The organism is Odoribacter splanchnicus DSM 20712 (assembly GCF_000190535.1).
GTDB lineage: Bacteria > Bacteroidota > Bacteroidia > Bacteroidales > Marinifilaceae > Odoribacter > Odoribacter splanchnicus.
In genome coordinates this window covers 951,938-974,562 of the sequence record NC_015160.1, presented here as the reverse complement: position 1 = coordinate 974,562, position 22,625 = coordinate 951,938, and the positions used below count along the sequence as shown (strand labels likewise).

33 protein-coding genes are annotated in these 22,625 nt (G+C 47.4%); 26 read left to right on the top strand and 7 right to left on the bottom strand.

The window, feature by feature from the left end; all coding sequences use genetic code 11:
• Positions 1 to 30 precede the first annotated feature (30 nt).
• The gene (gene trpD, locus ODOSP_RS04125; RefSeq protein ID WP_013611131.1) at positions 31 to 1,029 is read left to right on the top strand and encodes an anthranilate phosphoribosyltransferase; all 999 of its coding nucleotides are present in this window, start codon (positions 31 to 33) and stop codon (positions 1,027 to 1,029) included.
• Between the two features lies 1 nt (position 1,030).
• Positions 1,031 to 1,816 (top strand): indole-3-glycerol phosphate synthase TrpC, encoded by a 786-nt coding sequence (gene trpC, locus ODOSP_RS04120; protein ID WP_013611130.1) that lies wholly within the window; start codon positions 1,031 to 1,033, stop codon positions 1,814 to 1,816.
• A gap of 686 nt (positions 1,817 to 2,502) precedes the next feature.
• Here the strand turns inward: trpC and ODOSP_RS04115 are convergent.
• A complete protein-coding gene (locus tag ODOSP_RS04115; protein WP_013611129.1) occupies positions 2,503 to 2,886 on the bottom strand; it encodes a hypothetical protein in 384 nt (127 codons plus the stop codon).
• 160 nt (positions 2,887 to 3,046) lie between these two features.
• On the opposite strand from ODOSP_RS04115, the gene ODOSP_RS04110 reads away from it, so the two are divergent.
• The 17 genes from ODOSP_RS04110 (at position 3,047) to ODOSP_RS04030 (ending at position 11,855) form a co-directional block, all read left to right on the top strand.
• Positions 3,047 to 3,256 (top strand): hypothetical protein, encoded by a 210-nt coding sequence (locus ODOSP_RS04110; RefSeq protein WP_013611128.1) that lies wholly within the window; start codon positions 3,047 to 3,049, stop codon positions 3,254 to 3,256.
• A 7-nt stretch (positions 3,257 to 3,263) separates the two neighbouring features.
• On the top strand, positions 3,264 to 3,449 hold the full coding sequence (locus ODOSP_RS04105) for a hypothetical protein (protein ID WP_013611127.1): 186 nt from the start codon (positions 3,264 to 3,266) through the stop codon (positions 3,447 to 3,449).
• Positions 3,446 to 3,670, top strand: a complete 225-nt coding sequence (locus tag ODOSP_RS04100) for a hypothetical protein (RefSeq protein ID WP_013611126.1) — start codon at positions 3,446 to 3,448, stop codon at positions 3,668 to 3,670. The genes ODOSP_RS04105 and ODOSP_RS04100 overlap by 4 nt, the downstream gene beginning before the upstream one ends.
• 69 nt (positions 3,671 to 3,739) lie before the next feature.
• Complete coding sequence (locus ODOSP_RS04095; RefSeq protein WP_013611125.1) at positions 3,740 to 5,818, top strand: hypothetical protein; 2,079 nt, start codon at positions 3,740 to 3,742, stop codon at positions 5,816 to 5,818.
• A gap of 23 nt (positions 5,819 to 5,841) precedes the next feature.
• Positions 5,842 to 6,711, top strand: a complete 870-nt coding sequence (locus ODOSP_RS04090; protein WP_005940383.1) for an ATP-binding protein — start codon at positions 5,842 to 5,844, stop codon at positions 6,709 to 6,711.
• Positions 6,712 to 6,780: 69 nt separating this feature from the next.
• Positions 6,781 to 7,230 carry a hypothetical protein gene (locus ODOSP_RS04085; RefSeq protein WP_005819057.1) on the top strand — a complete coding sequence of 150 codons (450 nt, stop codon included), beginning with the start codon at positions 6,781 to 6,783 and terminating at the stop codon, positions 7,228 to 7,230.
• Positions 7,231 to 7,240: 10 nt separating this feature from the next.
• A complete protein-coding gene (locus ODOSP_RS04080; protein WP_005779479.1) occupies positions 7,241 to 7,684 on the top strand; it encodes a hypothetical protein in 444 nt (147 codons plus the stop codon).
• Positions 7,685 to 7,687: 3 nt separating this feature from the next.
• Positions 7,688 to 8,308 carry a GTPase domain-containing protein gene (locus tag ODOSP_RS04075; RefSeq protein WP_005779477.1) on the top strand — a complete coding sequence of 207 codons (621 nt, stop codon included), beginning with the start codon at positions 7,688 to 7,690 and terminating at the stop codon, positions 8,306 to 8,308.
• 11 nt (positions 8,309 to 8,319) lie between these two features.
• Entirely contained in the window at positions 8,320 to 8,547 is a 228-nt protein-coding gene (locus ODOSP_RS04070) for a hypothetical protein (protein ID WP_005940377.1), read from the top strand.
• Between the two features lie 8 nt (positions 8,548 to 8,555).
• Positions 8,556 to 9,266: a DUF7168 domain-containing protein gene (locus tag ODOSP_RS04065; protein ID WP_005940374.1), complete on the top strand. Its 711-nt coding sequence runs from the start codon at positions 8,556 to 8,558 to the stop codon at positions 9,264 to 9,266.
• 46 nt (positions 9,267 to 9,312) lie between these two features.
• Complete coding sequence (locus tag ODOSP_RS04060) at positions 9,313 to 9,486, top strand: hypothetical protein (RefSeq protein ID WP_227201719.1); 174 nt, start codon at positions 9,313 to 9,315, stop codon at positions 9,484 to 9,486.
• The gene (locus ODOSP_RS04055) at positions 9,483 to 9,752 is read left to right on the top strand and encodes a hypothetical protein (RefSeq protein WP_005779469.1); all 270 of its coding nucleotides are present in this window, start codon (positions 9,483 to 9,485) and stop codon (positions 9,750 to 9,752) included. The genes ODOSP_RS04060 and ODOSP_RS04055 overlap by 4 nt, the downstream gene beginning before the upstream one ends.
• Positions 9,753 to 9,754: 2 nt before the next feature.
• Positions 9,755 to 10,177, top strand: a complete 423-nt coding sequence (locus ODOSP_RS04050; protein ID WP_005779468.1) for a hypothetical protein — start codon at positions 9,755 to 9,757, stop codon at positions 10,175 to 10,177.
• Positions 10,178 to 10,208: 31 nt separating this feature from the next.
• The gene (locus ODOSP_RS04045; RefSeq protein ID WP_005940368.1) at positions 10,209 to 10,877 is read left to right on the top strand and encodes a DUF3164 family protein; all 669 of its coding nucleotides are present in this window, start codon (positions 10,209 to 10,211) and stop codon (positions 10,875 to 10,877) included.
• A gap of 12 nt (positions 10,878 to 10,889) precedes the next feature.
• Entirely contained in the window at positions 10,890 to 11,174 is a 285-nt protein-coding gene (locus tag ODOSP_RS04040; RefSeq protein WP_005779464.1) for a hypothetical protein, read from the top strand.
• Complete coding sequence (locus ODOSP_RS04035; protein ID WP_005779462.1) at positions 11,158 to 11,400, top strand: hypothetical protein; 243 nt, start codon at positions 11,158 to 11,160, stop codon at positions 11,398 to 11,400. The genes ODOSP_RS04040 and ODOSP_RS04035 overlap by 17 nt, the downstream gene beginning before the upstream one ends.
• A gap of 107 nt (positions 11,401 to 11,507) precedes the next feature.
• Positions 11,508 to 11,855 carry a hypothetical protein gene (locus tag ODOSP_RS04030; RefSeq protein WP_005779459.1) on the top strand — a complete coding sequence of 116 codons (348 nt, stop codon included), beginning with the start codon at positions 11,508 to 11,510 and terminating at the stop codon, positions 11,853 to 11,855.
• Here the strand turns inward: ODOSP_RS04030 and ODOSP_RS04025 are convergent.
• The 6 genes from ODOSP_RS04025 to ODOSP_RS04000 form a co-directional block, all read right to left on the bottom strand.
• Positions 11,852 to 12,283, bottom strand: coding sequence for a hypothetical protein (locus tag ODOSP_RS04025; RefSeq protein ID WP_013611123.1), 432 nt, complete (start codon positions 12,281 to 12,283; stop codon positions 11,852 to 11,854). The genes ODOSP_RS04030 and ODOSP_RS04025 overlap by 4 nt on opposite strands.
• Before the next feature lie 2 nt (positions 12,284 to 12,285).
• Positions 12,286 to 12,762, bottom strand: a complete 477-nt coding sequence (locus ODOSP_RS04020) for a phage virion morphogenesis protein (protein ID WP_013611122.1) — start codon at positions 12,760 to 12,762, stop codon at positions 12,286 to 12,288.
• Between the two features lie 162 nt (positions 12,763 to 12,924).
• Positions 12,925 to 15,453, bottom strand: coding sequence for a phage portal protein family protein (locus ODOSP_RS04015; RefSeq protein WP_013611121.1), 2,529 nt, complete (start codon positions 15,451 to 15,453; stop codon positions 12,925 to 12,927).
• 9 nt (positions 15,454 to 15,462) lie between these two features.
• Positions 15,463 to 15,888, bottom strand: a complete 426-nt coding sequence (locus ODOSP_RS04010) for a phage protein Gp36 family protein (RefSeq protein WP_013611120.1) — start codon at positions 15,886 to 15,888, stop codon at positions 15,463 to 15,465.
• Between the two features lie 2 nt (positions 15,889 to 15,890).
• Positions 15,891 to 17,411, bottom strand: coding sequence for a hypothetical protein (locus ODOSP_RS04005; RefSeq protein WP_013611119.1), 1,521 nt, complete (start codon positions 17,409 to 17,411; stop codon positions 15,891 to 15,893).
• On the bottom strand, positions 17,399 to 17,851 hold the full coding sequence (locus ODOSP_RS04000) for a helix-turn-helix domain-containing protein (RefSeq protein ID WP_005779446.1): 453 nt from the start codon (positions 17,849 to 17,851) through the stop codon (positions 17,399 to 17,401). Before ODOSP_RS04000 ends, ODOSP_RS04005 begins: the two co-directional genes overlap by 13 nt.
• A 172-nt stretch (positions 17,852 to 18,023) precedes the next feature.
• On the opposite strand from ODOSP_RS04000, the gene ODOSP_RS03995 reads away from it, so the two are divergent.
• From ODOSP_RS03995 to ODOSP_RS03965, 7 genes are read left to right on the top strand one after another with little or no spacing between them, the layout of a single operon-like run.
• Positions 18,024 to 19,010, top strand: coding sequence for an HK97 family phage prohead protease (locus ODOSP_RS03995; RefSeq protein WP_013611118.1), 987 nt, complete (start codon positions 18,024 to 18,026; stop codon positions 19,008 to 19,010).
• A gap of 27 nt (positions 19,011 to 19,037) precedes the next feature.
• Positions 19,038 to 19,949: a hypothetical protein gene (locus ODOSP_RS03990; protein WP_013611117.1), complete on the top strand. Its 912-nt coding sequence runs from the start codon at positions 19,038 to 19,040 to the stop codon at positions 19,947 to 19,949.
• 4 nt (positions 19,950 to 19,953) lie between these two features.
• Positions 19,954 to 20,418 (top strand): N-acetylmuramoyl-L-alanine amidase, encoded by a 465-nt coding sequence (locus tag ODOSP_RS03985; RefSeq protein WP_005940344.1) that lies wholly within the window; start codon positions 19,954 to 19,956, stop codon positions 20,416 to 20,418.
• 12 nt (positions 20,419 to 20,430) lie between these two features.
• The gene (locus ODOSP_RS03980) at positions 20,431 to 21,000 is read left to right on the top strand and encodes a hypothetical protein (protein ID WP_013611116.1); all 570 of its coding nucleotides are present in this window, start codon (positions 20,431 to 20,433) and stop codon (positions 20,998 to 21,000) included.
• A complete protein-coding gene (locus tag ODOSP_RS03975; protein ID WP_032557944.1) occupies positions 20,972 to 21,367 on the top strand; it encodes a hypothetical protein in 396 nt (131 codons plus the stop codon). Before ODOSP_RS03980 ends, ODOSP_RS03975 begins: the two co-directional genes overlap by 29 nt.
• A 6-nt stretch (positions 21,368 to 21,373) precedes the next feature.
• Entirely contained in the window at positions 21,374 to 22,111 is a 738-nt protein-coding gene (locus ODOSP_RS03970) for a BACON domain-containing protein (protein ID WP_005940338.1), read from the top strand.
• Between the two features lie 3 nt (positions 22,112 to 22,114).
• Positions 22,115 to 22,594 (top strand): hypothetical protein, encoded by a 480-nt coding sequence (locus ODOSP_RS03965; protein ID WP_005940336.1) that lies wholly within the window; start codon positions 22,115 to 22,117, stop codon positions 22,592 to 22,594.
• Positions 22,595 to 22,625 lie beyond the last annotated feature (31 nt).

Here is a 22,625-nt window from a genome sequence, read left to right as displayed (position 1 = left end):
AAAGGGAATGTATATGATATATTGATTACTATGAAAGAACTGTTATATAAAATGTTCGGGCACAAAAGCCTCTCTAAAGAAGAAGCTAAACAAGTCTTGTTGAACATTTCCGACGGCCGGTATAACGACAGCCAGTTGTCGGCTTTTATGACCGTTTTTCTGATGCGTAGTATTACGACGGAAGAATTGGCCGGGTTTAGGGAAGCCATTCTCGAACGGAGGGTGGTCGTGGATTTGGATTGTCATGATGCAATCGATATTGTCGGTACGGGAGGGGATGGAAAAAATACGTTCAATATTTCTACGGCGGCTTGTTTTGTGGTGGCCGGAGCAGGCTACCGGGTTGTAAAACACGGAAATTACGGTGCCAGTTCGGTGAGTGGGGCTTCGAATGTACTGGAACAACATGGGGTGAAATTTACAGGACACTCCGGTCGGTTACAGCAATCGCTGGAAGAAAGCGGGGTCGCTTATTTGCATGCACCTTTTTTTAGCCCTGCCTTGAAAAGTGTAGGACCGGTACGACGTGCTTTAGGTGTACGTACCTTTTTCAATATGTTGGGGCCTTTGGTCAATCCGGTACTCCCACGCTACCAGTTATTGGGAGTATATAACCTGAAACTGGCCCGTTTGTATAACTATATGTATCAGCAGAGCGGAGTGAATTACACGATAGTACATTCGCTGGACGGGTATGATGAAGTTTCGCTGACCTCTCCTTTTAAAGCGCTGAATAATCGGGGTGAGGGCATTTATTTGCCGGAAGAGATCGGATTCGGTCGGGTGGCGGAAGAGGAATTGTCGGGAGGAAATACGGTGACCGAAGCTGCGGCGATTTTTGACCAGGTTTTAGCTAACGAGGCTACCCGGGGACAAGAAGACTGTGTGATTGCCAATGCTGCTTTTGCAATCCGTACCCTGAGGCCCGGAATAGCTTTGCCGGATGCTATTGCAGAAGCGAGTGAGGCGCTGGAGAGCGGGAGGGCACTGAGGGCGTTCCGTAAATTTGTAGAACTTAATGAAAAATGATATGTCAGTTTTAAACCGGATATTGAAAACAAAACAGGAAGAAGTGACTGAGCGGAAAAACAGGATTTCCGAAAGGGATCTGATGAGTACGCTTTTAGCTGGGAGACAACGGTTATCGATGCGAAAGGCCTTGGAGGAATCGGCAACAGGGATCATTGCAGAATTTAAACGGAAGTCTCCTTCCGGAGGATTTATTCATGAGGCAGCCGGAGTGCAGGAGGTGGTCGGCGGATATGTACGGAATGGTGCTGCGGCTTGTTCGGTGTTGACGGATACGGATTATTTCGGAGGATCGTTATTGGATCTCGCTATGGCCAGGAGGGTTTCGGATATTCCCTTATTGCGTAAGGATTTTATCGTCGATTTCTATCAACTGGCCGAAGCGGTGGCTTATGGAGCCGATGCCGTTTTGTTGATCGCTGCAGCTTTGTCGCCGGCACAGTGCCGGGAATTGGCCGATGCTGCTCATGGACTGGGATTGGAAATACTATTGGAAATACATCGGGAAGAAGAGTTGGAATATGTCTCCCCGGAAATGGATATGGTGGGGATCAACAATCGGAATCTGACTACTTTCGAGACGGATATTTATACTTCTTTCCGGTTAGCTTCACAAGTCCCGGTTGCTTGTCTGAAAGTGGCCGAGAGTGGAATTCGTGCCATGGAGACAGTCGTCGGGTTACGCAGATTGGGATTCAGAGGATTTCTGATCGGTGAACATTTTATGCGGGAAGCACAACCGGCTCAGGCTTTAATAAGGGGGGTAAAACGAAATGCGATAAATTGAGTTATTCCACATAAACGGAATAGCTTTGATATACAAATAGTTATGATTGAATAGGAGAGGAGAGAGGGAAAAACGAAAAGTTTACTCTGCTTTACTTTGGCTTTACTTTAGACTTTACTCTGAATAGTTTGAACGCCTATCTGCTTTACACTGCAGCGAAAACTTAATATACGGTGGAGTAGGAGAGGAGAGGGGTGAGCACATTGGCCGCAGAACGCTTTTATTTAAGCGGATTGCGGCTTTTTTATGCTCTGTTGATAGGATTATCATTTCATATTAAAATAGCCTGAATTCGGCGTTCAAAATAGCGGAAATAGGAGAGGGGCAAATGGTATTCATTTGAGGGTGGAATATTGCGTTTTTTAGGGGTTGGTTGTGCATTTGGTTGTGCGTTTGGTTGTGCATTTTTGTAATAAAAAAAACGAAATGTTTTTAATGGTTGTGCATTTGGTTGTGCATTTCCCGTTAAAAATAGACGTGTTTAGATATAGAAATTGCCTATTTATTAGCTGTTTTATAGTTATTTTGTGGTTTTCAGAGGGGGAAAATACCATAAAAAAATAATAGAAATCAGCATATATTGTTGTTTAATATGCTGATATACAATATAATGAATAACTGATTCTTATTTGATAAAAATCAAAAGTGCGTGTGCAGCTAATATTTGGGACACTTTTTCCCGAAAATTATACGACATCTGCACATATTGCATCGGGTGCAGCCGATTGTTGTGTACCCAATAACTTTACTTGTTCTTTTAATTTGCCGATTTCCTCTGCTTGTTCTGCGATTTTCTCTATAAAGTAGTGGGTGTTTTGGTCGGGAGGTGTGTATTGCGTCTGAGAGGTAGAATTATACAGCATCTCCCCTCTTTCCATTAATAACCACTCTGCTGATATATTCGCATTTGCGCATACTTTTTCGAGGACATCATAAGATGGCTTACCTTGCCTCGTACCTACAACATTCTCAATCACAGTAGCAGATACACCTATTGCGTTGGCAAAAGCTCGTTTGTTTCCGCCGTACAATTCTTTGATAATATGGTTCATTCGTTCATTTATAGTCATACCTCTCCTATTTTATTTGCGCAAAAGCGAATAAAATATTCGCAATTACTTGTTTTATTCGCAAATGCGAATTATATTTGCAGCACGATAACAATGTAAACGGCTGTAAAAGTACAAAAAGCGGTTGATATTGCAATGAATAACTAATAAAAACAGAATTATGCAAGCAATTAAGGTACAAATCTATTTTTCGGAATGGGAAAAAGTAAGTGATTTTATTTCTGAAATAAATATAGATGAAGAAATGGCGGCTTACGCTATTGATAACAGAACTATGGTGATAGCGACAGTTGGAGAGTGTTCTATGGCCTATGCAAAGGCACAGCTGAAAACTTGGTTTAGTGATCCTACTATTGAAACCATTAAATAAGAAAAACATGAAAAAGAGAATTGTAGTTGAGTACGGGAAAATATCCCAAATCTCAAAAGATTTTAAGGTGACGAGGCAGGCCGTTTATAAGGCATTGAATTATTTGAGTAATAGTTCTAAGGCTACATTAATCCGAAAGGTAGCCATTGAACGTGGAGGCGTTGAAATCGGTGATCAAAAGGAAACGGCATGAAAAGGATGTTTTTGCTCCTTTTGGGAGATGAGTTTAAAGAGTATTTCTCTTTGACTACAAAGCAAAAGTTTTATGTGTGGTATTTCTGCTTGAGTTTCTGTTTTTTGTGTATAACAGATGATAGTCCGATTTGGGCGATTATAGTGGTGGTTTTGAATTTTGCTAATGCCGCCCGTCTGATTAAAAAAGTACCAATTTCAACCGATGACAAAGATATTTAAAATAGGTGAATCCCGGACGGTCTTTTGAGGTGGTTCGATTCCGCCTCCGGGGACTAAGATTTTAAAATAATGGAGTATTTCAATAAAATAGTATGCGTAACAGTTCAGGAATTAACCAGCTCTGAAAATGGAGAACCGGTGATTTCATTATGGACGCTTTATTCTTTAATTCGGAGAGGTAAGGCTCAACGGGTTAATAGAGGCGGTGGTCTTGATAATTACGCTCTTATTGATTACTTGTCCTTACCTGAACGTTACCGGATCCGCTTTGAGCAAAAGTATGGGGATCCGGTGGAGTTAATCAAAGAGAAGTGTATGAAAAACAGGCTTAAAATAGATGAAGCAGCCCGGATATTCTTTGAGGATTACCGGTATGATAAGGCCGGGGAGTTAGTAAGTCTCACAGAACCCAAAAAAGCTGAATATACCATCAACGCCTCAGTACTGAACGAGTTGATATCGATCCTGAATGACCGGGAGGGCTATCGCAAGGCTTTGGGTGGAAGTACAAAGAAAGTATGGGAAACGATTATCGGAACGGCAGACCGCCTCCGTGACTCTTATGGCCATACGCTACCTGAAAACGCCGCCCGGCTGAAAGACAAAATAAACCAATACAAAAAAGAGGGTTACTCCTGCTTGATCAGCAAGAAAATGGGAAATGGCAATACCCTGAAAATAACCGAGGAAGCCGGTAACATGATTATAGCGTTAAAGCGGAGCAGCGTTCCCGTTTATACAGATGCTCAAATATTCGTGGAATTCAACCGGATTGCAGATGAGAAAGGTTGGAAGCAGCTCCGGAGCATTCAGAGCCTCCGGCAATTCCTGAACCGTCCTGACATCGAACCGTTATGGTACGATGCCGTTCACGGGGAGCTGAAAGCTCACCAGCGTTACAGCCGCAAGAATAAAACCGAGCTTCCCTCGATGCGTGACTCCTTGTGGTATGGTGATGGTACGAAAATCAATTTGTACTATAAAGACTATGACAAGGACGGTAAGCTGGTGGTTCGTACCACTCAGGTTTACGAGGTCATCGATGCTTATTCGGAGGTATTTTTGGGATACCATATTTCAGACAGCGAGGACTACGAGGCGCAATATAATGCCTACCGCATGGCCATTCAGGTATCAGGTCATAAGCCTTACGAGCTGGTGCATGATAATCAGGGAGGCCACAAGAAACTGCAGAATAGCCATTTCTTTGATAAGATTGTCGGCCATGTTCATAGAACCACGGCTCCATACAGCGGGCAATCCAAAACGATAGAGAGCGTTTTCGGACGTTTTCAGGCTGAGGTTCTGCATAAGGATTGGAGGTTCACCGGTCAAAATATCACCACCAAAAAGGACACGAGCCGCCCGAATTTAGAGCGTATCGAGGCGAACAAGGATAAACTTTACACTTTGGCCGAACTGAAAGCAGCATACGCTGCCGCCCGGAAAGAATGGAACGAAAGCAAGCATTTTGCTACCGGGGTGAACCGCATCGAGATGTACCAAAATAGCGTGAACCCTGATACCCCGACAGTGGGTGTTCTCGACATGATCGAGATGTTTTGGGTGATGACTGATAAACCCTCCACTTACACAGATAACGGTCTGAAAATAACCATTAAAAAACGTGAGTTTACATACGAGGTTTACGAGGTTCCGGGTGTTCCCGACCATGAATTCCTAAGAAAAAACAGAGGGCAAAAGTTCTACACCATGTACGATCCTTATGACCATACTTCGGTACGGCTATACAAGAAAGATAAAGCCGGAGAGCTGCGATTTGTACGAACTGCAGAGCCTTATATCGTCATCCACCGGAATATTCAGGAACAGACCGAGGGCGAAATGTCCTTTATCCGCCGGAATATAGAGGCGAACACGGAGGATCGCATCGAGCGTCAGGTTGATGCACGTATCATCGAGCAGGCGCACGGCGTGAGTATGGAACAACAGGGACTCAAACGTCCGAAATTGAAAGGTGCAAAGAGCGAAACGGAGCGTGAAATTGAACGCCGAGTCCGCCGGTACAGTCAGGATCCGGAACAGCTCTCCGCCGGTAAGGTGACAAAGCTAATAAGCAACATCACGTTTGACCAGCTGAATGGTGACATCCGCCTGAATGAAAAGAAAGTAGCAGGAAAATTATAATTCTAAATAAAATGAACAGTACAATGACACAGCAAGAGAAAGACAGTATCCGTGAAGCTCTCCGGGTATATGCAGCAAAGTATTCCAGCCAAAAAAAGGCTGCGGCAAGTTTGAACGGCGTATCTGCCGGGACATTGAGTGCCGTGGTTAACGGCAAGTATGAGAGTATCAGTGATGATATGTTCCGCAATATCATCTCTCAGATAACCCCTGCAGCTGCGGCCACCGGTTGGCAGCTCGTGGAAACGAACTCCTTTCAGGAGATATGGTATGCCCTGAGCGATGCGCAGGAATTTAAAAAAGTCCGCTGGATCGTGGGTGGTGCGGGATGTGGCAAAACAACGACAGCCACCATGTACGCACAAAAGAATCATGAGGTGTTCGTCATCCTTTGTGATGAGGATATGCGGAAAGGTGATTTTGTTCGGGAGATCGCCCGTAAACTCGGTTTTAAGACTTGCGGGATGCGTATCCGTGAAATATTGGACTTGGCCATCGAGAGCATCATACAGATGGAAAATCCACTTTTGGTGTTCGATGAGGGTGATAAGTTGAATGATAATGTGTTTCACTACTTTATCAACCTGTATAACCGGCTGGAGGGCAAATGCGGGATTACTTTCTTATCCACCGATTACATCCAGCATCGTATTGACTGCGGTTTGAACCACAACCGGAAAGGCTATAACGAGATTTATTCCCGCATTGGGCGTAAGTTCTTTGAGCTGGAACCAACCTCCCATAATGATGTATTTGCCATTTGCCAAGCCAACGGACTGATGGATAAAAAACTTATTGCAAACGTGATCGATGTGACGGAAAAATCGGAGTTTGATTTGCGATGCGTGAAAGATGCCATTCACCGGGAGAAAAAGGTGGCGGCAGCGAAATAGTATAAAACCCTGTTCAAACGCTGGTTGAACGGCGTTTGAACGTAATTCCAAATAGAAAGGAACAAGAATATGGCAAAGATTTATGTAGCAAGTAGTTGGAGAAATCAACATCAACCCCAAGTGGTTAGTTTTCTTCGTGAACAAGGACATGAGGTTTATGACTTTAGACATCCTGCCGGGAAAACGGGATTCCAGTGGTCGCAGATTGATGAAGATTGGGAGAATTGGAGTACAGATCAATATAGGGCAGCACTTGAACACCCCATTGCACAAGCTGGTTTCAAATCGGATTTTGATGCTATGCAATGGGCAGATGTTTGTGTTCTTGTATTGCCTTGTGGACGCTCTGCACATTCGGAGGCAGGATGGATGAAAGGTGCAGGGAAAAAAGTAATAGTCTATCAAATTTGGGAAGAAGAGCCGGAACTGATGTATAAATTGTTCGATGGTGTGTGCTCAATGGGAGTAGGATTACAGATGTTTTTAGCAGAATTTGACAAGGAGAAAAATAACGTATAACAGAATATATATGAAACAAATTGTTTTACCACTCGCAAGCCGGTTTCCGGTAGGCCATTTTAAAAGAGGCCAACTCACCGGCTTTCCTGAGAAAGTAATTAAAGGAACCAAGATCCACACGTTTCGTGAGGATCCGGGCAAATGGGCGTACAACGTGGAGCTTATCAACTCCCATAATGCGGAGCTATCTATCCGCCGGTGGATTGGCCGTCCTTATCACACTCCGCAGCTGGAGGTGAAAAGATTGAAGAAAATCGGTATCCAGCAGGTGCAAATGACATGGGACTCCGATATCGAGCAGCCGACCGTTTTCATAGACGGAAAACGTATCCTAAACGTGGAGCAGCTGGCTGCTAATGACGGGATGACTCTCGATGATTTCGTGAGCTGGTTTTTTAAGACCTCCAACACATTCGAGGGAGTGATTATTCATTTTACAGATTTCAGATATTGATTTATGGCACGGGCATTATCGGTAACAGAAGCAGTAAGCATGAAGAAAGAAACGCTCAAGCTGACAGGCGCATGGGCGGACGCTTTCGGAGAGCCTGAACGGATTGGCGTTTGGTTTATTTGGGGCAATAGTGGTAACGGGAAAAGCAGCTTTGTCATGCAGCTTTGTAAAGAGCTGGCAAAGTTTGGGCGGGTGGCTTATGACAGCCTCGAAGAGGGTGCGAGCCTCACCATGCAGAACACGCTCCGCCGTTTCAACATGGCCGAGGTAAACCGCCGTTTCCAGCTGCTTGACTGTGAGCCGATGTCCGAGCTTGGTGAAAGAATGGATAAGCATAAAAGCCCCGATTTTTACGTCATTGACAGTTTCCAATACACCCAAATGAGCTATAAAGAATACATCAAATTTAAGGAGGCGCACCGGAACAAGCTGCTGATTTTTATCAGCCATGCAGATGGCCGGAACCCTGATGGTCGGAGCGCAAAGAAAGTGATGTATGATGCCGCCCTGAAAATTTACGTGGAGGGGTTTCGGGCTTTCTCGAAAGGCCGCTTTTTCGGCTCCGTGGGGCATTTTACAATTTGGGATGAGGGTGCGGTAAGATATTGGGGAGATAACGCTTAAAACGAACGGAAATGAGTAAAAATAATCAAGTTATAACGATTTCGCCTCCCATGTTTATCGGGGAGGGAAATCAGAAAGAAAGTATCTCCAGCAAAGGCCACCGGTGTAGCTATTGCCACGGTAACGGTTTCTTTTGGGGAGAGGAACAACGGGAACGGGTGAAAGTTGATTGCCCGGTCTGCAAAGGTAGCGGTAAACTCGATGCCGTGATAACTATCGAGTGGAAACCTGCAAAATAGAATGAACGATGGAAAAAGAAGTACCTGAAAATATATTGGCGAAAATTAGAAAGCTGCTCCGGTTAAAAGAATCCGCCATAAAAATCGGATCCGAGGGAGAAGCCCATGCAGCTGCGGAGGCTGTAAACCGGCTGCTGACATCCTATAACTTGTCATTGATGGATGTTACCCCGGAAGAACAAAAGAATATGATATCCGTGAGTGAATCGGAGAAAATAACCTATCAGGACACGTATGGGAATATTTGGAAAAGGGATTTGTTGCGGATTATATGCGAGTATAATTTTTGCCGGATTTTGTTGCATGGAGGTACGACTTACATGGTGGTAGTCGGTACACGGGAAAATGCGGAAGTTGTGCTCTCGCTTTATAATTACTTGAGGTCTGTATTCCGCCGGTTGTCGGTAGAACGTTGCACCGAGTATGTGGCTACCCGCAGAGGGTATTACCGGACAAAGAAGTTTAAACGGAATTATATAAAATCTTATTTGTTGGGATGTTGCACCGGTTTGCGGAAACAATTTGAGAGCATTCGGAAAACAGCGGAGGAAACCGGACTGATGCTGTGTCACAACCATTTGATTGATGATTATTTTCAATCGATAGGCACAACCACCCATAAATCCAAGAACCGGAATAAAGTGAACACTTCCGCCTATTGTTCCGGGTACGATGACGGTTCAAAGATCAATTTAAACAAGCAAATCAATGGGAAATGATCTTTATCAAATAGGCTTACCGGTGGCCTCTTTAAGTACAGTCCTTATGAATTGGACTTGCTTTAACCGACCGGAGAAATTGCTGATCAGCCCGGCCAAGAAAGATGATTGGGCGGTGGTTGAACTCCGGAACCCGGAGCTGGCCGCAGCTATCATCAAGGATGTGCCGGAGGCAATGGTAAAAGTAGTACAACAACCTGTAAAAGTCGTGCAAATATGAAAGCGTTATCAGCATTAAGACAGGTATTCAGCCTGAAAAAGAACGAGGAACTCGGCAGAAAGTTCTCTCCCGAAGAATTGAAACGTATTGTCGATGCCATGAAAGAGTATGCGGCATCCAAGCTGCAGGAGCAGCGAGCCATTTGTCAGCGTGAATTTGAGTTGGCCTATGACTCCGGCGAAAGTAATTTGGGGACGAACCCGGCCATTACCGAATTGTACGTTCTGCAATCCCTAAAAGAGAGTGAAACCCCTGAACTTGATTGATTATGGCAAAGACAAACAGTTATTCACGTTTTTGGACGCTGCTGGCGAAAATGCCTTGTTCTGACAGGGACGGTTTAAAGCTGCAGCTTGTATCCAGCTTTACGAATGGGCGGACGGACTCACTGAGAGAAATGACTTTGAGTGAATATAACTCGATGATACGGGAGATGGAGAAGCAGACCGGATCCAGCCGTCCGGTCAGTTACGAGGTTCTGAAAAAGAAACGCTCTGCCGTTCTCCACCAAATGCAGTTGATGGGTATTGATACGGCAAATTGGGCGGCGGTGGATAACTTTTGTTTGGGCGTTCGTATCGCAGGAAAGAAATTCAGGGAGTTGTCCGCTGATGATTTGGATGCGGTATTGCTCCGGATCCGCTCCATCCGGCAAAAGGATATGCAGAAAGCAAAGAAAGAACTCAATTAACTTATTTATAAACCATTTAAAATGTGATATTATGGCACAGATTGAAGAAAAGCAGACCGTTGAAATGACGGCAGAGGAAAAGGCTCAATTCGAGGCTTTCCGTAAAGAAAAGGCCAAAAAAGAGGCTCAGGAAAAGGCGAAAGCCGAACGTGAAACGTACCGCCAAATGGTGGATGATGAAGTGAACAGCGCAATCCCGGTACTCCTCTCCTTGAGTGAGGATATCAAGGAAACCAAAAAGACGGTGCTGGAGAACTTTAAGAGTATCCTTGACATGAAATGCGAGGTTCTGAAAGTCGTAAAGGATGACCAGCGCAGCCATACCTTTACCAATTCGGAGGGAACCAAGCGCATCACTCTCGGAGTGTACGTGACGGACGGCTACCGTGACACGGTGGAGGACGGAATCGTGATCGTGAAAGAATACATCGAGAGCCTCGCCGACAATGCTAAAACGAAATCACTCGTGAGCATGGTTTTGAAGCTGCTGGCACGTGATGCCAAAGGCACGTTAAAAGCCAGCCGTATCGTCCAGCTCCGTAAGATTGCGGAAGAAAGCAACAATGACCGTTTCATGGAGGGTGTCCGCATCATCGAGGAGGCATACCAGCCAGCGATCAGCAAACAGTTTGTGAGAGCGGAAATGAAGAACGAGGACGGTATGTGGGTGACCATTCCTCTGGGTATGACAGAAGCATAAGGAGGGACGGTCATGATATACAAAGTTCAATTCCAAATCCACCGCAGAGGTTACCGCAAGCTCCGGCTTGAGGGCTTATACGTGCCGGAAACCGGTGTCGAGATGTCGGTTCCTGAAATGAAACGTGACGTTACCGAGTTCATCAAACGCCAGCTTTCCAGCCGGAACAAGGAATTTGAGAATTTTCAGGTGGAACTGACGGTTTTCAAAAAGCTCAAAACCGATTTCATGTATCACCCGAAATCAAGTGAAGAATTAACCATAATAAAGGAGGAATCAGATGGAACAGACGAATAATGCGAAAGCCCGGTATATTCCCACCCGTGTGGCTGTATGCAAGCGTTGCGAGGGAAAAGGCGTTGTATTCGAGTACAGCGATGAGAACAGGACAAAGGTATCCGGATCCTGCCAATGTCCGACCTGCCTCGGATCCGGCAGAGTGAAAGTGACCAGCTCGGTGATAACCACTATAAAGCCGTTCGTTCCGGGTAAGGATGACAAAGAGGGTATGCTTGCAATGTAAAAGCCCTTTAATCAATAATAAAAGTCCGCTGAAATCCTAATTTTCAGCGGACTTTTTTCGTACTATGGTGCAAATAATGTACCTTTGTATTAAGTAATCAAATCAATATGCAGGAGCAGCTCGTAATACCGTTTTTTTGCCCGGAAATAGAGAAAGCCGGTAACCGCCGCAGAACACGCACGGTTGCCTCCTCCGATGCTGCCATCACCTCCCGCCGTGACCGCCTCGAAAAGCGGAACCGCATCATGACCGCCCGTTATTACTATTGGACTGAGATCAAACGCCGCCGCTTCGATGACGTGCTGAGAATCCTTTCCGATAACGAGTTCTTTGTCGAAGAGCGAACCATCAGCAACACGCTGGTGGAACAGGATGATTTTTACAATGAACTCCTGCGTTCCAAAGCGTCCACCCGCAAGCTCAAAGCGATGTTTCCCGGCTTTGATTGGAACTAATCCATAAACTCGGTTTCATAGATCACGTTATACACTTTCAGACCGTCCGCTCTTTTTTCCGGCGCACCCCGGAGGCGGCGCATCGGGTTGAAAAGGTTCCCGCCGTTCCACCATTGCAAAGCCTCGTGTATCTTATCCAACGTGTCCATGCAGGAGAGAGCGTGTTCCCTGACAAGTTTAGGGGCTGCCGCATTTGTACTCCCTCCGGCTTGAAAGGCCACCCTAAGTTGTATTTGCGCATTTATCTTTTGCCGTCCACCCATGTGGGTTTCGCAGGACGGGTAAGATATATCTATCAGGCAGCACGGGAAAGCCACAGCAGGCCGCTCTCCCGTGTTAAGTTGTCCCTCCTCGGCATCTATCCACCGGAGCCCGGGTACTTCTGTTTTCAGCCGGTCACAAACGGCAATAAAAATTTCTTTGTTCATAGCTATTCATTGTTAAGTGAGTCAATATATCCCTCTATCCGTGCGTGTATCTGCTCGTTCAATTCTTCGGAATCTCCCATGAATTCACGTTTCGGGATGTTAGTTTTCCGGGTGTGCGCCTTGACCGGTACATCTTTCCGTTTTGTTTTCCGGGTGTGTGCCGGTACGGGTACTATACCTTTGAATCCCTCGTTGTGTACCTGAGCGTAATCTATCTTTTCATTCCCTGCAGAGATAACCACCCGCTGGGGAGTTATCACCGCCGGTCTGATACTGTTCACCAGCGCACCGGAGTCGATCAGCAGGGAACCGGTTGTTTTCGGTGCTTTTGCCGGAGTCCACGGGTTCCCGTCAAATGCTTTCTTCTTGAAAGCTGATTTATAGTATTCCGTGGCCGTTTCCGCCACGATTTCTGCCGCATCGGAGATTATCTCCTCCGGGAGCGATTGCAGATAATTATTTAATTCTTTGATATTCATATTGAAATAATTTTGTATATTTGCTTCCGTAAGCATATCGCTCCGGGGATGAATCGAATATGCCAACACCTGACGGATGACGGGGGCATCAAAAAGTCCGGGCTTTATACGGCGGAGCGGGATGTTAATCCGTATATAAAAGGAGGTTCTCAGAGCCTCCTTTTACTTTTTGATAAGCAGACCACGGCGATATCTCCATCGTGGATCTATCTTTCTGCTCCTGCGGCCTTTCACCTTGATGTTGGCGTTTTGTTCTATCTCGAACCATGTCGTGACCTGATAGAGCGTTCCGTTCTTAACCTCGCAAACCACGTTAATCACCTTATCCTCGTAAAACTTGATAAAGTTCAGGTTGTCGAACTTCTTTTGATAGTCGTTTATCCATACCTCGTCAGGGTTTTTAAGCACGTCCGGGATGCACTCCACGAGAGGAACACGAGCCTCCTCGTATTTCTTTGTGGTGTGGCGTTTGAACACCTCCTCCGTAAGTTGCACCTTTCGGCCTTTGTAGTCATCCATCACCTGATGCGAATCCCTCCACTGGTTCGGATCCCCGGCAAACACCGGTGCTTTTTCGGTCGCTGCCGCCGCTTTCTTTCCAAAGGACTCCAGCCCGTAATCATTATAATGCAGGTCACCCAGCAAGGAGGCGGCTTTATCGGGAAACTTGCGGATATAATGCTGGTTCTTGGAAAACACCTCAGCCGTTTCTCCCCGGTTTGAATCCCAGCCCTGAGCCTCGTTCATTTTCCATTCACCCGTTCCGAGGTATTCATCGACAATGGCACGCATGGCGTTGATGTCTATACCCTCGGCCTCGTGTTTCATGAGCGGAACCACCCTGCAGCGACATTTCCATCCGTTAGGCGGGAATATCTTTTTCCACCGTGGATCGTTGGCCGGTAATATCACCCCGTCCAGCTTCCGGTGTTCCTCCCTTACCTTTTCATCACCGGCGGTGACATACTTCCAATAAGGGAACAGTTTTGTTTTTCCCATGAGCCGGTGGTAATTACTGGCGGACTCCGCCGTCAGTACCGCCGTTTCGTATTCCGTCTTTTGCCACGTTTTATTGAACGTGCCGCAGATCTGCTCCGCCTTTTTGGAGAAGTCCTGAAAATTGCCGCTCTCCCTGAACGCCTTGTTCAGCTCCTGAATCTCCGCCAACGTCTTACCGGCGGAAAAATGAAACAGGTTCATCTCCAAAGCAGTAATGAAAGCGTCATCCTGCAGCCCGTAAGCGAACCTCACGTCCGCATGGTTCATTGAACGTTTGAACGCCGTTTGAACGCCGTTCAAAAAGTCGGTAGCAATAAAGGAGAACAACTCCGCATCGAACTTCCCGGTTTCGCCGTTTGCAATCCTTGCGGCCAGCCTTTCCGCCATCGGAGCGTTATCACTCAGCCTGATGGGGGCTTTTCCAATGGATGCCCCGACCTGCGGGGCTTGCACGAAAAAATCCCATAAGCGCATAAAGAGATTACGGTCTGCATTGCTGATTGTTTCCTCCTCCGGATCCTCACCCGTATCGAACTGAGCGGCCTGAGAGGAGGCACGTTTTGCGACCGGCTCCCCGTCTTTAGGCACGGGAATTGAATATTTTTCATGCAGGTAGCTCTGCGGGATATCCATGATATCGGAAAGTTGAACCACCTCGGTAACGGAGAGCTGTTCCGCCGCTTTCGGAAAAATGAACTTTCCGCCAGCAACGGGATACCCTCTCGCCTCCAGCATGGGGAGTACCTTTTGGTTGAGGACACGCTGTACGTACCGGAGGTCAGATTTATTCTTTCCCTCCTCTACCTCCTTGTGAACCTCACCCAATGAACGTGCGCCTTTCTCTCCCTGTATAGTGGTCATGGTTTGTCCGAGGATGGTGATCAGCATCTCCTCGTTATTCGCTTGCCTGAATTCGTTGTACGAGGATCCTGAACCCGTTCCGCCCTCTTTGGTTTCCACGTCCGCCTCTTTAGGGATGACCACATACGGTGCGGATCCGGCTTTATCGAAAGCCTCCTCCAGCAGCTTGCGGCTCTCCGGATCATACGTGTTGTATTTACCGATACGCTGGGGCATCCCGAAAAGCTCGATCCATTGTGACCAATCCCCGAACCCTCCACGTTTATAGATGGCATAGGGAGCCGCCTTGAGTAACAAACCGAAATCCCGGTCTTTGCCGAGAATCAGCAGCTGGGAATCTCCCTCGTATGGTATGCCTGTTTCGTCCGTATCCTGCCGGAGGATGGTGCGGTTTTTCAGGTTGATATGCTTTGCCGGAATCGGTTCCACGTTGAAGCCGTCATTAAAGGTCATTTCAACTCCTGAACGCCCGTATATTTTCTTTTTCAGGATTTCAGTCAGCAGATCCTCCCATGCGGTGGTATCCATCAGGTCTGCGATCTCCTCCACTTCTTCCCCGTCCGCATTTTGGAAAGTAAGCTCCGAGTTCGTGACCGCATCGATACGCTTTTGAACGGCATCGCTCAAAACCCCGTCAATCATGATATCATCGAGCAGGTCATAAAGCTGCTTTGTCCGGCCATTGTCCGCCGATGAGAGAGCCGTCCGCCAATTTCCCACGTCATACACTTTCCGCTGGGGGGCTTTGACTACGATCTGATGGATGATCAGCTGCTCCTTTGATTTTGCCCCGGCATTTGTCGTGGCCGTCTTTTTTTTCTTGTTCACCATAGTCATATATTAAAAATGTTGATTACGCTTGGGATTGCTCCCGTAGATATATTCACCTGCAGTATCCGGTTTCCCGTCCCCGTCCTCGTCTATGATGGGGAGGTCAGGTTTAACGTCCGATTTCTGCACTTGCCGGAGCCATGCCACGGCACGCTCGTAACGATCCTGCCGGAGCTGCAGGTCAGTACCGGCATTACATAGGTTCACGAAATGCCACACGGCTATGTCCTTTACAAAAATGAGCAGGAGGGCGTTTCTTTGGCTCCCTGTGGCCTCGAAAATCTTTTTGCGGTCATACGCACCAAGATAGCCGTATGCTTCCTGTACGGCAGCGTCTATGGCCGCCGTGAGGATTGTTTCATCCTCCCTGCTGATAGCCTCTATATTTTCTTTGTAGAGGTGCGTTTCCAATTCTTTGGGTGTGATAAATGCCATGATTAAAATCTCTTTTTATTGGTTACACGTGCGCCCACGGTGTAGGATCCAGCCGAGAGCGTGCTTATCTTCTGGTTGATGATCCACACTCCGCCCTCGATGCAGTCCACTCCGTCAGCGGGTGATTTCATCGCCCGGTTGATGAGCAGGAACTGCTCCTCCAGCCTTTTCATGTGCGGATTATCCTTTTCGTCAATGTTGAGGATGAGTTGCCCCCGCCGGTTGATCGGCTCAAGGTTTCCCTCGATACGGTCGAACTTTTCCGGTTTCTTCCGGGTATCCGGTATGATCCCGATAAATCCGAGCTGTTTTCCTTTCTCGCTGAATAGCGGAACGAACACCTGTTCGTAGAAAGGATCCTGCAGCTTGTTATTTTCGATATAATTATATACCTGTGCTTTTTGCCCCACGTAATCCCGGAGATAATAATACCAATTCACGTACTCCTCGTTTACCACGTGGTCGAGATAACCGGTGTAAACGTAGAATTTGCCGTCATAATACCCGATAAGAAAACAGGCTTTGAAAGAGGTGGCCTTGTTTTTCGAGTTGGACGGAGCCGGATCCCCGTATGCCACGACAAACTGCATTTTTGAGAGCGGCGGGCATTTGCCCCATATCATTTCTTTGAACGTGTCACCCTCGGAGAGCGGGTTGTTCATGTATTCCTGCTGGAATGCCTTTGTACTGATTTTGGACTGAATACGGTCGATGCGTTCCTCCGTGTTCTTTTCCGGCCAGCTGGATTTGCCCTCCTTGTCCCGGATGTTCACGATGTCCCAATGGTCGGCCTTTTCACCGGCACGTTTCACGCAACAGTCGAGAGCGATCAGGTTCCCGCAGAATATCACCAGCAAATCCTCGCTGATAGATCGGGTTGGGAACAAAGCCTCCTCGAACCATTCCCATTTCTTTTTCAGGATATCCGGGTTCCTGCAGTCCGGATCCGTGTCGAAGTCATCCACGAGAGCCGTGTCCGGACGAACAGCGTCCTTTTTTGTTCCACGAGGTGACTCCAGCGCACCGATAGCCCGGAATGTTGCCCCGGTAGTGAGAGTGAATTCATCTGCCGTCCAGCTCCCGAACTCCCTCAAGTCGCCGTAATACGCCTTTAACATGGAATTGCTCTCAAAGGCTTTTTTGTACGGTTCCAATAGTCGGACTGCATTCTCGTGACTGTTTGATATAAGCAGCACGTTCCTTTTCTTCCCGGTCAGCACGAGGTACATCATACACATGAACACGATGGTGGATTTTGCCAGCTCACGTGACCACGAGAGAACCTCGTACCATTCCATATTCGTGGTGATGCGTTTGATTGCCTTTTTGTGGAACTTGGTAAAGGGGTACTTTGCGAACTCCGAGAAAAAGAACAGGATCCACTCGATGACGTTCGCCTCCAGCTTTTCCAGCTTTTTCTTTCGCTCTACCGGCGAGAGGTTGTCGGCGGCTTTATCCCGTTTGAGTGAACGATGGTATTCAGTCCACTCCTTGTATGCCTGAATATCATCTATTTTACCCATTTCATTTTCTCTTTTATGTACGCATCAAAATAATCACTCAGCTCCTTTGCCCTTTCGAGATCCTGCTGGCGGAGCCAATCGAGCAGCCCACGGGAAACATTGTATATATCCCTGATGGAGGCATCCTGCTCCAATGCCTCAAGGTCAGCCGTCAGTTTACGCCGTATATCGGCCTCCGCCGCTGAGGGATACCGTTTCCCCTCCTCTTTGCCTGCGATGGAGCGGTCGAGTTCATCCAGCTGCGTGAGCGTTGAGCTGATCCGTTCCTCCCGTGTCTGCAGGAGGTTGAGCTTTAAACCCTCCCATTCCTTAACCCATTTGTTCACCGTGACACGGGAAACACCTACCCGGTCGGCAATTTCCTGCTGGGTGATGTTCTCTTTGAGATACATCAATTTCGCCCATTCTTTCCGTTGATTTGCTTTCAGTTCTTCCGCCATAATTGTATCATTTTATAGCCCAAAGGTAAAGCCTTGCGGTGAGTGAAAATAATTGGTTTGTAATGGTTTACGTTTAAACTGAAATGGCTACGGTTTAAGTTGAAACGGTTACAGGCCGATTTGTACAGCCCGTTTTTTACCCTGAATTTTGTCACAAAATCAAACGAGCGAAATGGGCAAATTAACCTTTGTATTACATGATGAGTCGGTGAACACCTACGGGTTTAGGATGCTCACCAGCGGAGCCAATTTGGAGGAGTTTAAAAAGAATCCCGTGATGCTTCTGAATCACGATGATTACTCTCTACCGATTGGCCGGTGGGAAAATATCCGTGTTGAGGGAGGTAAGATTTTAGCCGATGCCGTGTTCGATGAGGGAGATGCCCGTGCCGCAGAGGTAAAGCGTAAAGTTGAGAATGACTTTATCCGTATGGCCTCTATCGGTGCGTGGCCTCCGGAGGAGAAAAGCGATGCCTATGACCTGATGCTCCCCGGACAAATGCTCCCTACCGTTACAAGATGGACGGTTCGTGAGGGCAGTGTCGTTACAATCGGAGCCAATCACAATGCGCTGGTATTCTATGACAGAGAGAGCAAACAGATTATCGACCTGAATGATAAGGGTAATCTTATCCGGTTGATAGATCACAGTAATAACCCCAAAAAACAATTAAAAATGAGCGTACTTACAGGAGTATTGAAGCTGCAGGACTCTGCAAGCGAGGCGGAAATCGTAACCGCCATTCAGGGAATCATTGCCAATGCTGACCGCTTGGAAAAAGAGAACAAAACGCTGGCCGACGCAGTGGATAAAATGAACGAGGCCAAAAAGGAATCCCAAAAGCGGGAAGCGGTTTCCCTGACCGATGCGGCCATCAAAGACGGACGCTATGATGCGAAAGGCCGTGAGAACCTGCTGAACCTTTTCGATAAGGATTTCGAGGGAACAAAGGCTATGCTGGCAGCTATCCCGTGCCGTGCAAACGTGGCCGGTCAAATCAACACGGATAAAGGATCCGGTGTGACACTCGGTGATTGGAAAGACAAATCATGGAACGAGCTGGATAAAGCCGGTAAGCTTGTTGAACTGAAAGATGCCGCCCCGGACTTGTATAAATTCAAGTTTAAAGAGCGTTTCGGCATCGAACCGAATCTGTAATTATTAACCATTAAAACAAGAATAGAAATGGCAATTCAGAAAGAAATTTGGATGGCGGCTATCGTGGAGGGCTTGTTTGCCTCCAATAGCTTCCTGAGCAAGGCGTTCAACGCCGATGAGTACGTGAACAACGGAAAAATTGTTCACATTCCGAATGCCGGTGCAGCATCCGGAACCAAGAAAAACCGAACCGAACTTCCCGCTAAGGTAACCAAAAGAACGGATATCGATGTGACGTTCCCGCTGGATGAATACACCACTGATCCGGTACTTATCCCTAACGCCGACACGGTGGAACTCAGCTATGACAAACGGGAGTCCGTCCTGCGTCAGGATAAACTCAAACTGCAGGATGATGTGGCACTCGATTTCATTTTCAACTGGAGTCCCGCCGCCGCACAGTGCATTGAAACCACCGGTGCGGAGATTGATGCTTACACAGATAAGGCCACCGGTAAGCGCAAAGGTATCTGCAAGGCAGACGTGTTGGGCTTGATGACCAAGTTCAATAATGATGATATTCCGCAGGAGGGGCGTTATTTGCTGCTGGATGCGCAGATGTACTCCCAGCTGTTGAATAGCCTGACGGAGAACGAGAACACGGCGTTCCTCGCTTCCGCCGATGCGCAGAACGGTATCCTCGGTAAGCTGTTCAGCTTTAATATCATGATGCGTAGCAGGGCAGCCCTTTACACTGCGGCCAAAGCTCCCAAAACATGGAGTACCGCCGGTGCAGCCACCGACCTCGCCGCCGGTCTTGCATGGCACGAGCAAAGCGTCTGCCGTGCGCTGGGTGAGGTGAAAGCGTTCGAGAACGAGGGTGACGCAACCTATTACGGTGATATTTATTCATTCCTTGTACGTGCCGGTGGCCGTATCATGCGGGAAGATAAAAAGGGTGTAATCGCTTTAGTACAGGGAACTCCTGTAGCAGGATAGAGTTATGGCAGAATTGAAATATTTGGTAATCCACTGTACCGCCACGCCTCAAGGCCGTAAGGTAACGGGTAACGATATCCGGGCATGGCACACGAACCCGGTGAGTAAGGGTGGGCGTGGCTGGAAGCAGGTGGGATATACCGATATGTTTCACCTTGACGGAACGGTGGAGCGATTGGCCCGGAACAACGAGGACGCACGGGTGGATCCGTGGGAGATTACCAATGGAGCAAAAGGGTACAATTCCATTTCCCGGCACATTGTGTACGTTGGCGGTGTGGCCGCTGACGGCAAGACTCCCAAAGACACCCGTACTCCCGGCCAGCTGAAAGCGTTGGAGGATTACGTGAAAGACTTCCACCGCCGTTTCCCACGGGTGAGAATCATCGGTCATAACGAGATTGCGGCCAAGGCGTGCCCGTCATTTGACGTTCAGGCATGGCTCAGGAAAATAGGCATTAACCAATAACAAAGCAAAGAGATGGACGGTCTGATGGATTTTTTAATGTTCGCCCTGCCGGGTGGTTTTATCGGGAGCATCTTCACATGGTTTGTTGGCCGTAGAAAGCAGAACAATGATATGTTATCCCAGCTTCAGGCGTCCATCAATATGCTCAGTAGTGAGAACCGGAAGATATTGGATGAGAATATCCAACTCCGTAGAGAGAATGCCGACCTGAAAGCGAATCAGGAGGAGATGATCCAAAAGCTCTCCCGTCTTACCAAAGAGGTGGAGAGATTAAGAAAAGTAATCAATAAACAAACAGGAAATGATGAGAAATCCAATCCGAGGGGTAACCCTCGTGCTACTTATAGCCGTGTTCTGCCTGATGGGATGTGCCACGGCGAAATTAACCAAGAGCCAGCAGTCACACACGCTGACGGAACAGACGAAAAGCGGAACCACCACCAGAGTAACCGGAGAGCAGTCAGACGTGACGGCTCAGAGGACGGGGGAACTACTGCAGGGACAGACGATAACCGCCCTGACACGGGAGGGGATTCCGGAGTCGGAGGCGAAAGTGGATGTTCCGATACAGAACCTCCTTAACCTGCCGGATGGTGCTGGCTACACGACCAAAGACGGTCAGGCATCGGTAAGCGTGCAAAGGCATGGCGATAATATCACGGTTAAGGGTAAATGTGACTCTATCGCCCGGCAATGCCTTTTTTACGAGCGTGAGGTGTTCCGACAGCGCAACGAGGTGGATAGCTTAAAACGGGTTATTTCCCGGATGGAACAGACGAGCAGCCGGAGTGATGAAACCTACAAGGCGGAGAGCGATGCCGCTGAAAGTATCAAGGAAAAACCTCCCGCTACATGGTATAAATGGCTTTTAGCCGGATTCGTGGGTGGTTTGCTGCTTACCTCTCCACTAAAGAAACTAAAGAATAGAATATTAACCTTTTTAAAATAGAGAACGATGTCAAAAGTATATGTGAATGATGGATACATGATGCTCCTTGATGCCATTTATTTCAATGGTAAAAAGATCGGCAATGTTTCTGATGACGGTATCGATTGGGGCGGTGATGCCGCTGAATATATCAAGCTCTTTGCCGCACAGGTTCGTAATGCCCCGGTCAAGAAAATAAAGAAAAAGGATGCTACCAATCTGCTAAAGTTTACCCTGATTGAACTTGTTCCTCAGAACTGTAAGGACGTGATGGGCGGAACGGTGGACGGTACAAAATGGGAGGCTCCCTCGGAATCCGTTTCATTGGAGGGTACATTGAAAATCCTCTGCGGAACCGGTCAGACTATCGAGGTGAAACGCATGACGCTGGACGGTGTGGTACGTGGCAAGATTGGCGGTGATGATCCGCTGGGTATCGAATGTGAAATGGAAATGTTGAACCCGCTGGATGGAGGTTCTCCTTTCAGCTTTGATGACACGGTTCCATTTATTTCCATAACGCCCACCTCTTTGTCATTCGCCAAAGGTGGAGAAAGCAAGACGGTGGATATTGAAGCCTCCGGAGCGTTTTCCGTTGGAAAGGTTCCCGCCGGTTTCAGCCTTGAGATTGTAAACGGCAGGATTACCATCACGGCGGATGCCAATACCGGGGCTGCGAGAAACGGATCGGTAGAGTTTATCCTTGCGGCTGATAATACCAAAAAGGCCACCCTCACGTTGAGTCAGGCGGCTGGTAATGCGTAACCCATGAAAAAGAACGTGGAAATAGAGGCAGCGGAGGCTTTGCTTGATGTAGGGGTTTCCCTGCCTTTTTTGCAGTTTAAGATGCCATTCAGAAAGAAACCGGTATCGATCAGGGTAACCATGAAACGTCCCTGCTTGGGGAGTCAGATCCGGATCGCAAGGCTATACCTGCAGTTGGGTATCACATACGAGGAGATGGAGCAGTTCAACAAGCATGAGGAGATGGCGTTCCTTGCCATTCATGGCAAACGTGTTTCCAAGATGGTATCCCTGACCATCTGCCGTGGGGCGGTTTCCGGTCTATTGTTTTCCGGTATTGTCGCATGGCTCTTGAGATGGTTTGTTCCTGACAAGTACCTGCAGGGTGCTAACCAGCGTTTTGTCACTTTGCTTGGTACAAAGTCTTTTATGCGTATTATCGAATCGGTTCAGATATCCAATCCACTGAAACCGAGAGAGAGCCAAAAAAGAAAGGGGAGTTAAGAACGAAATATGTCGGATCCCATAGCCCCTT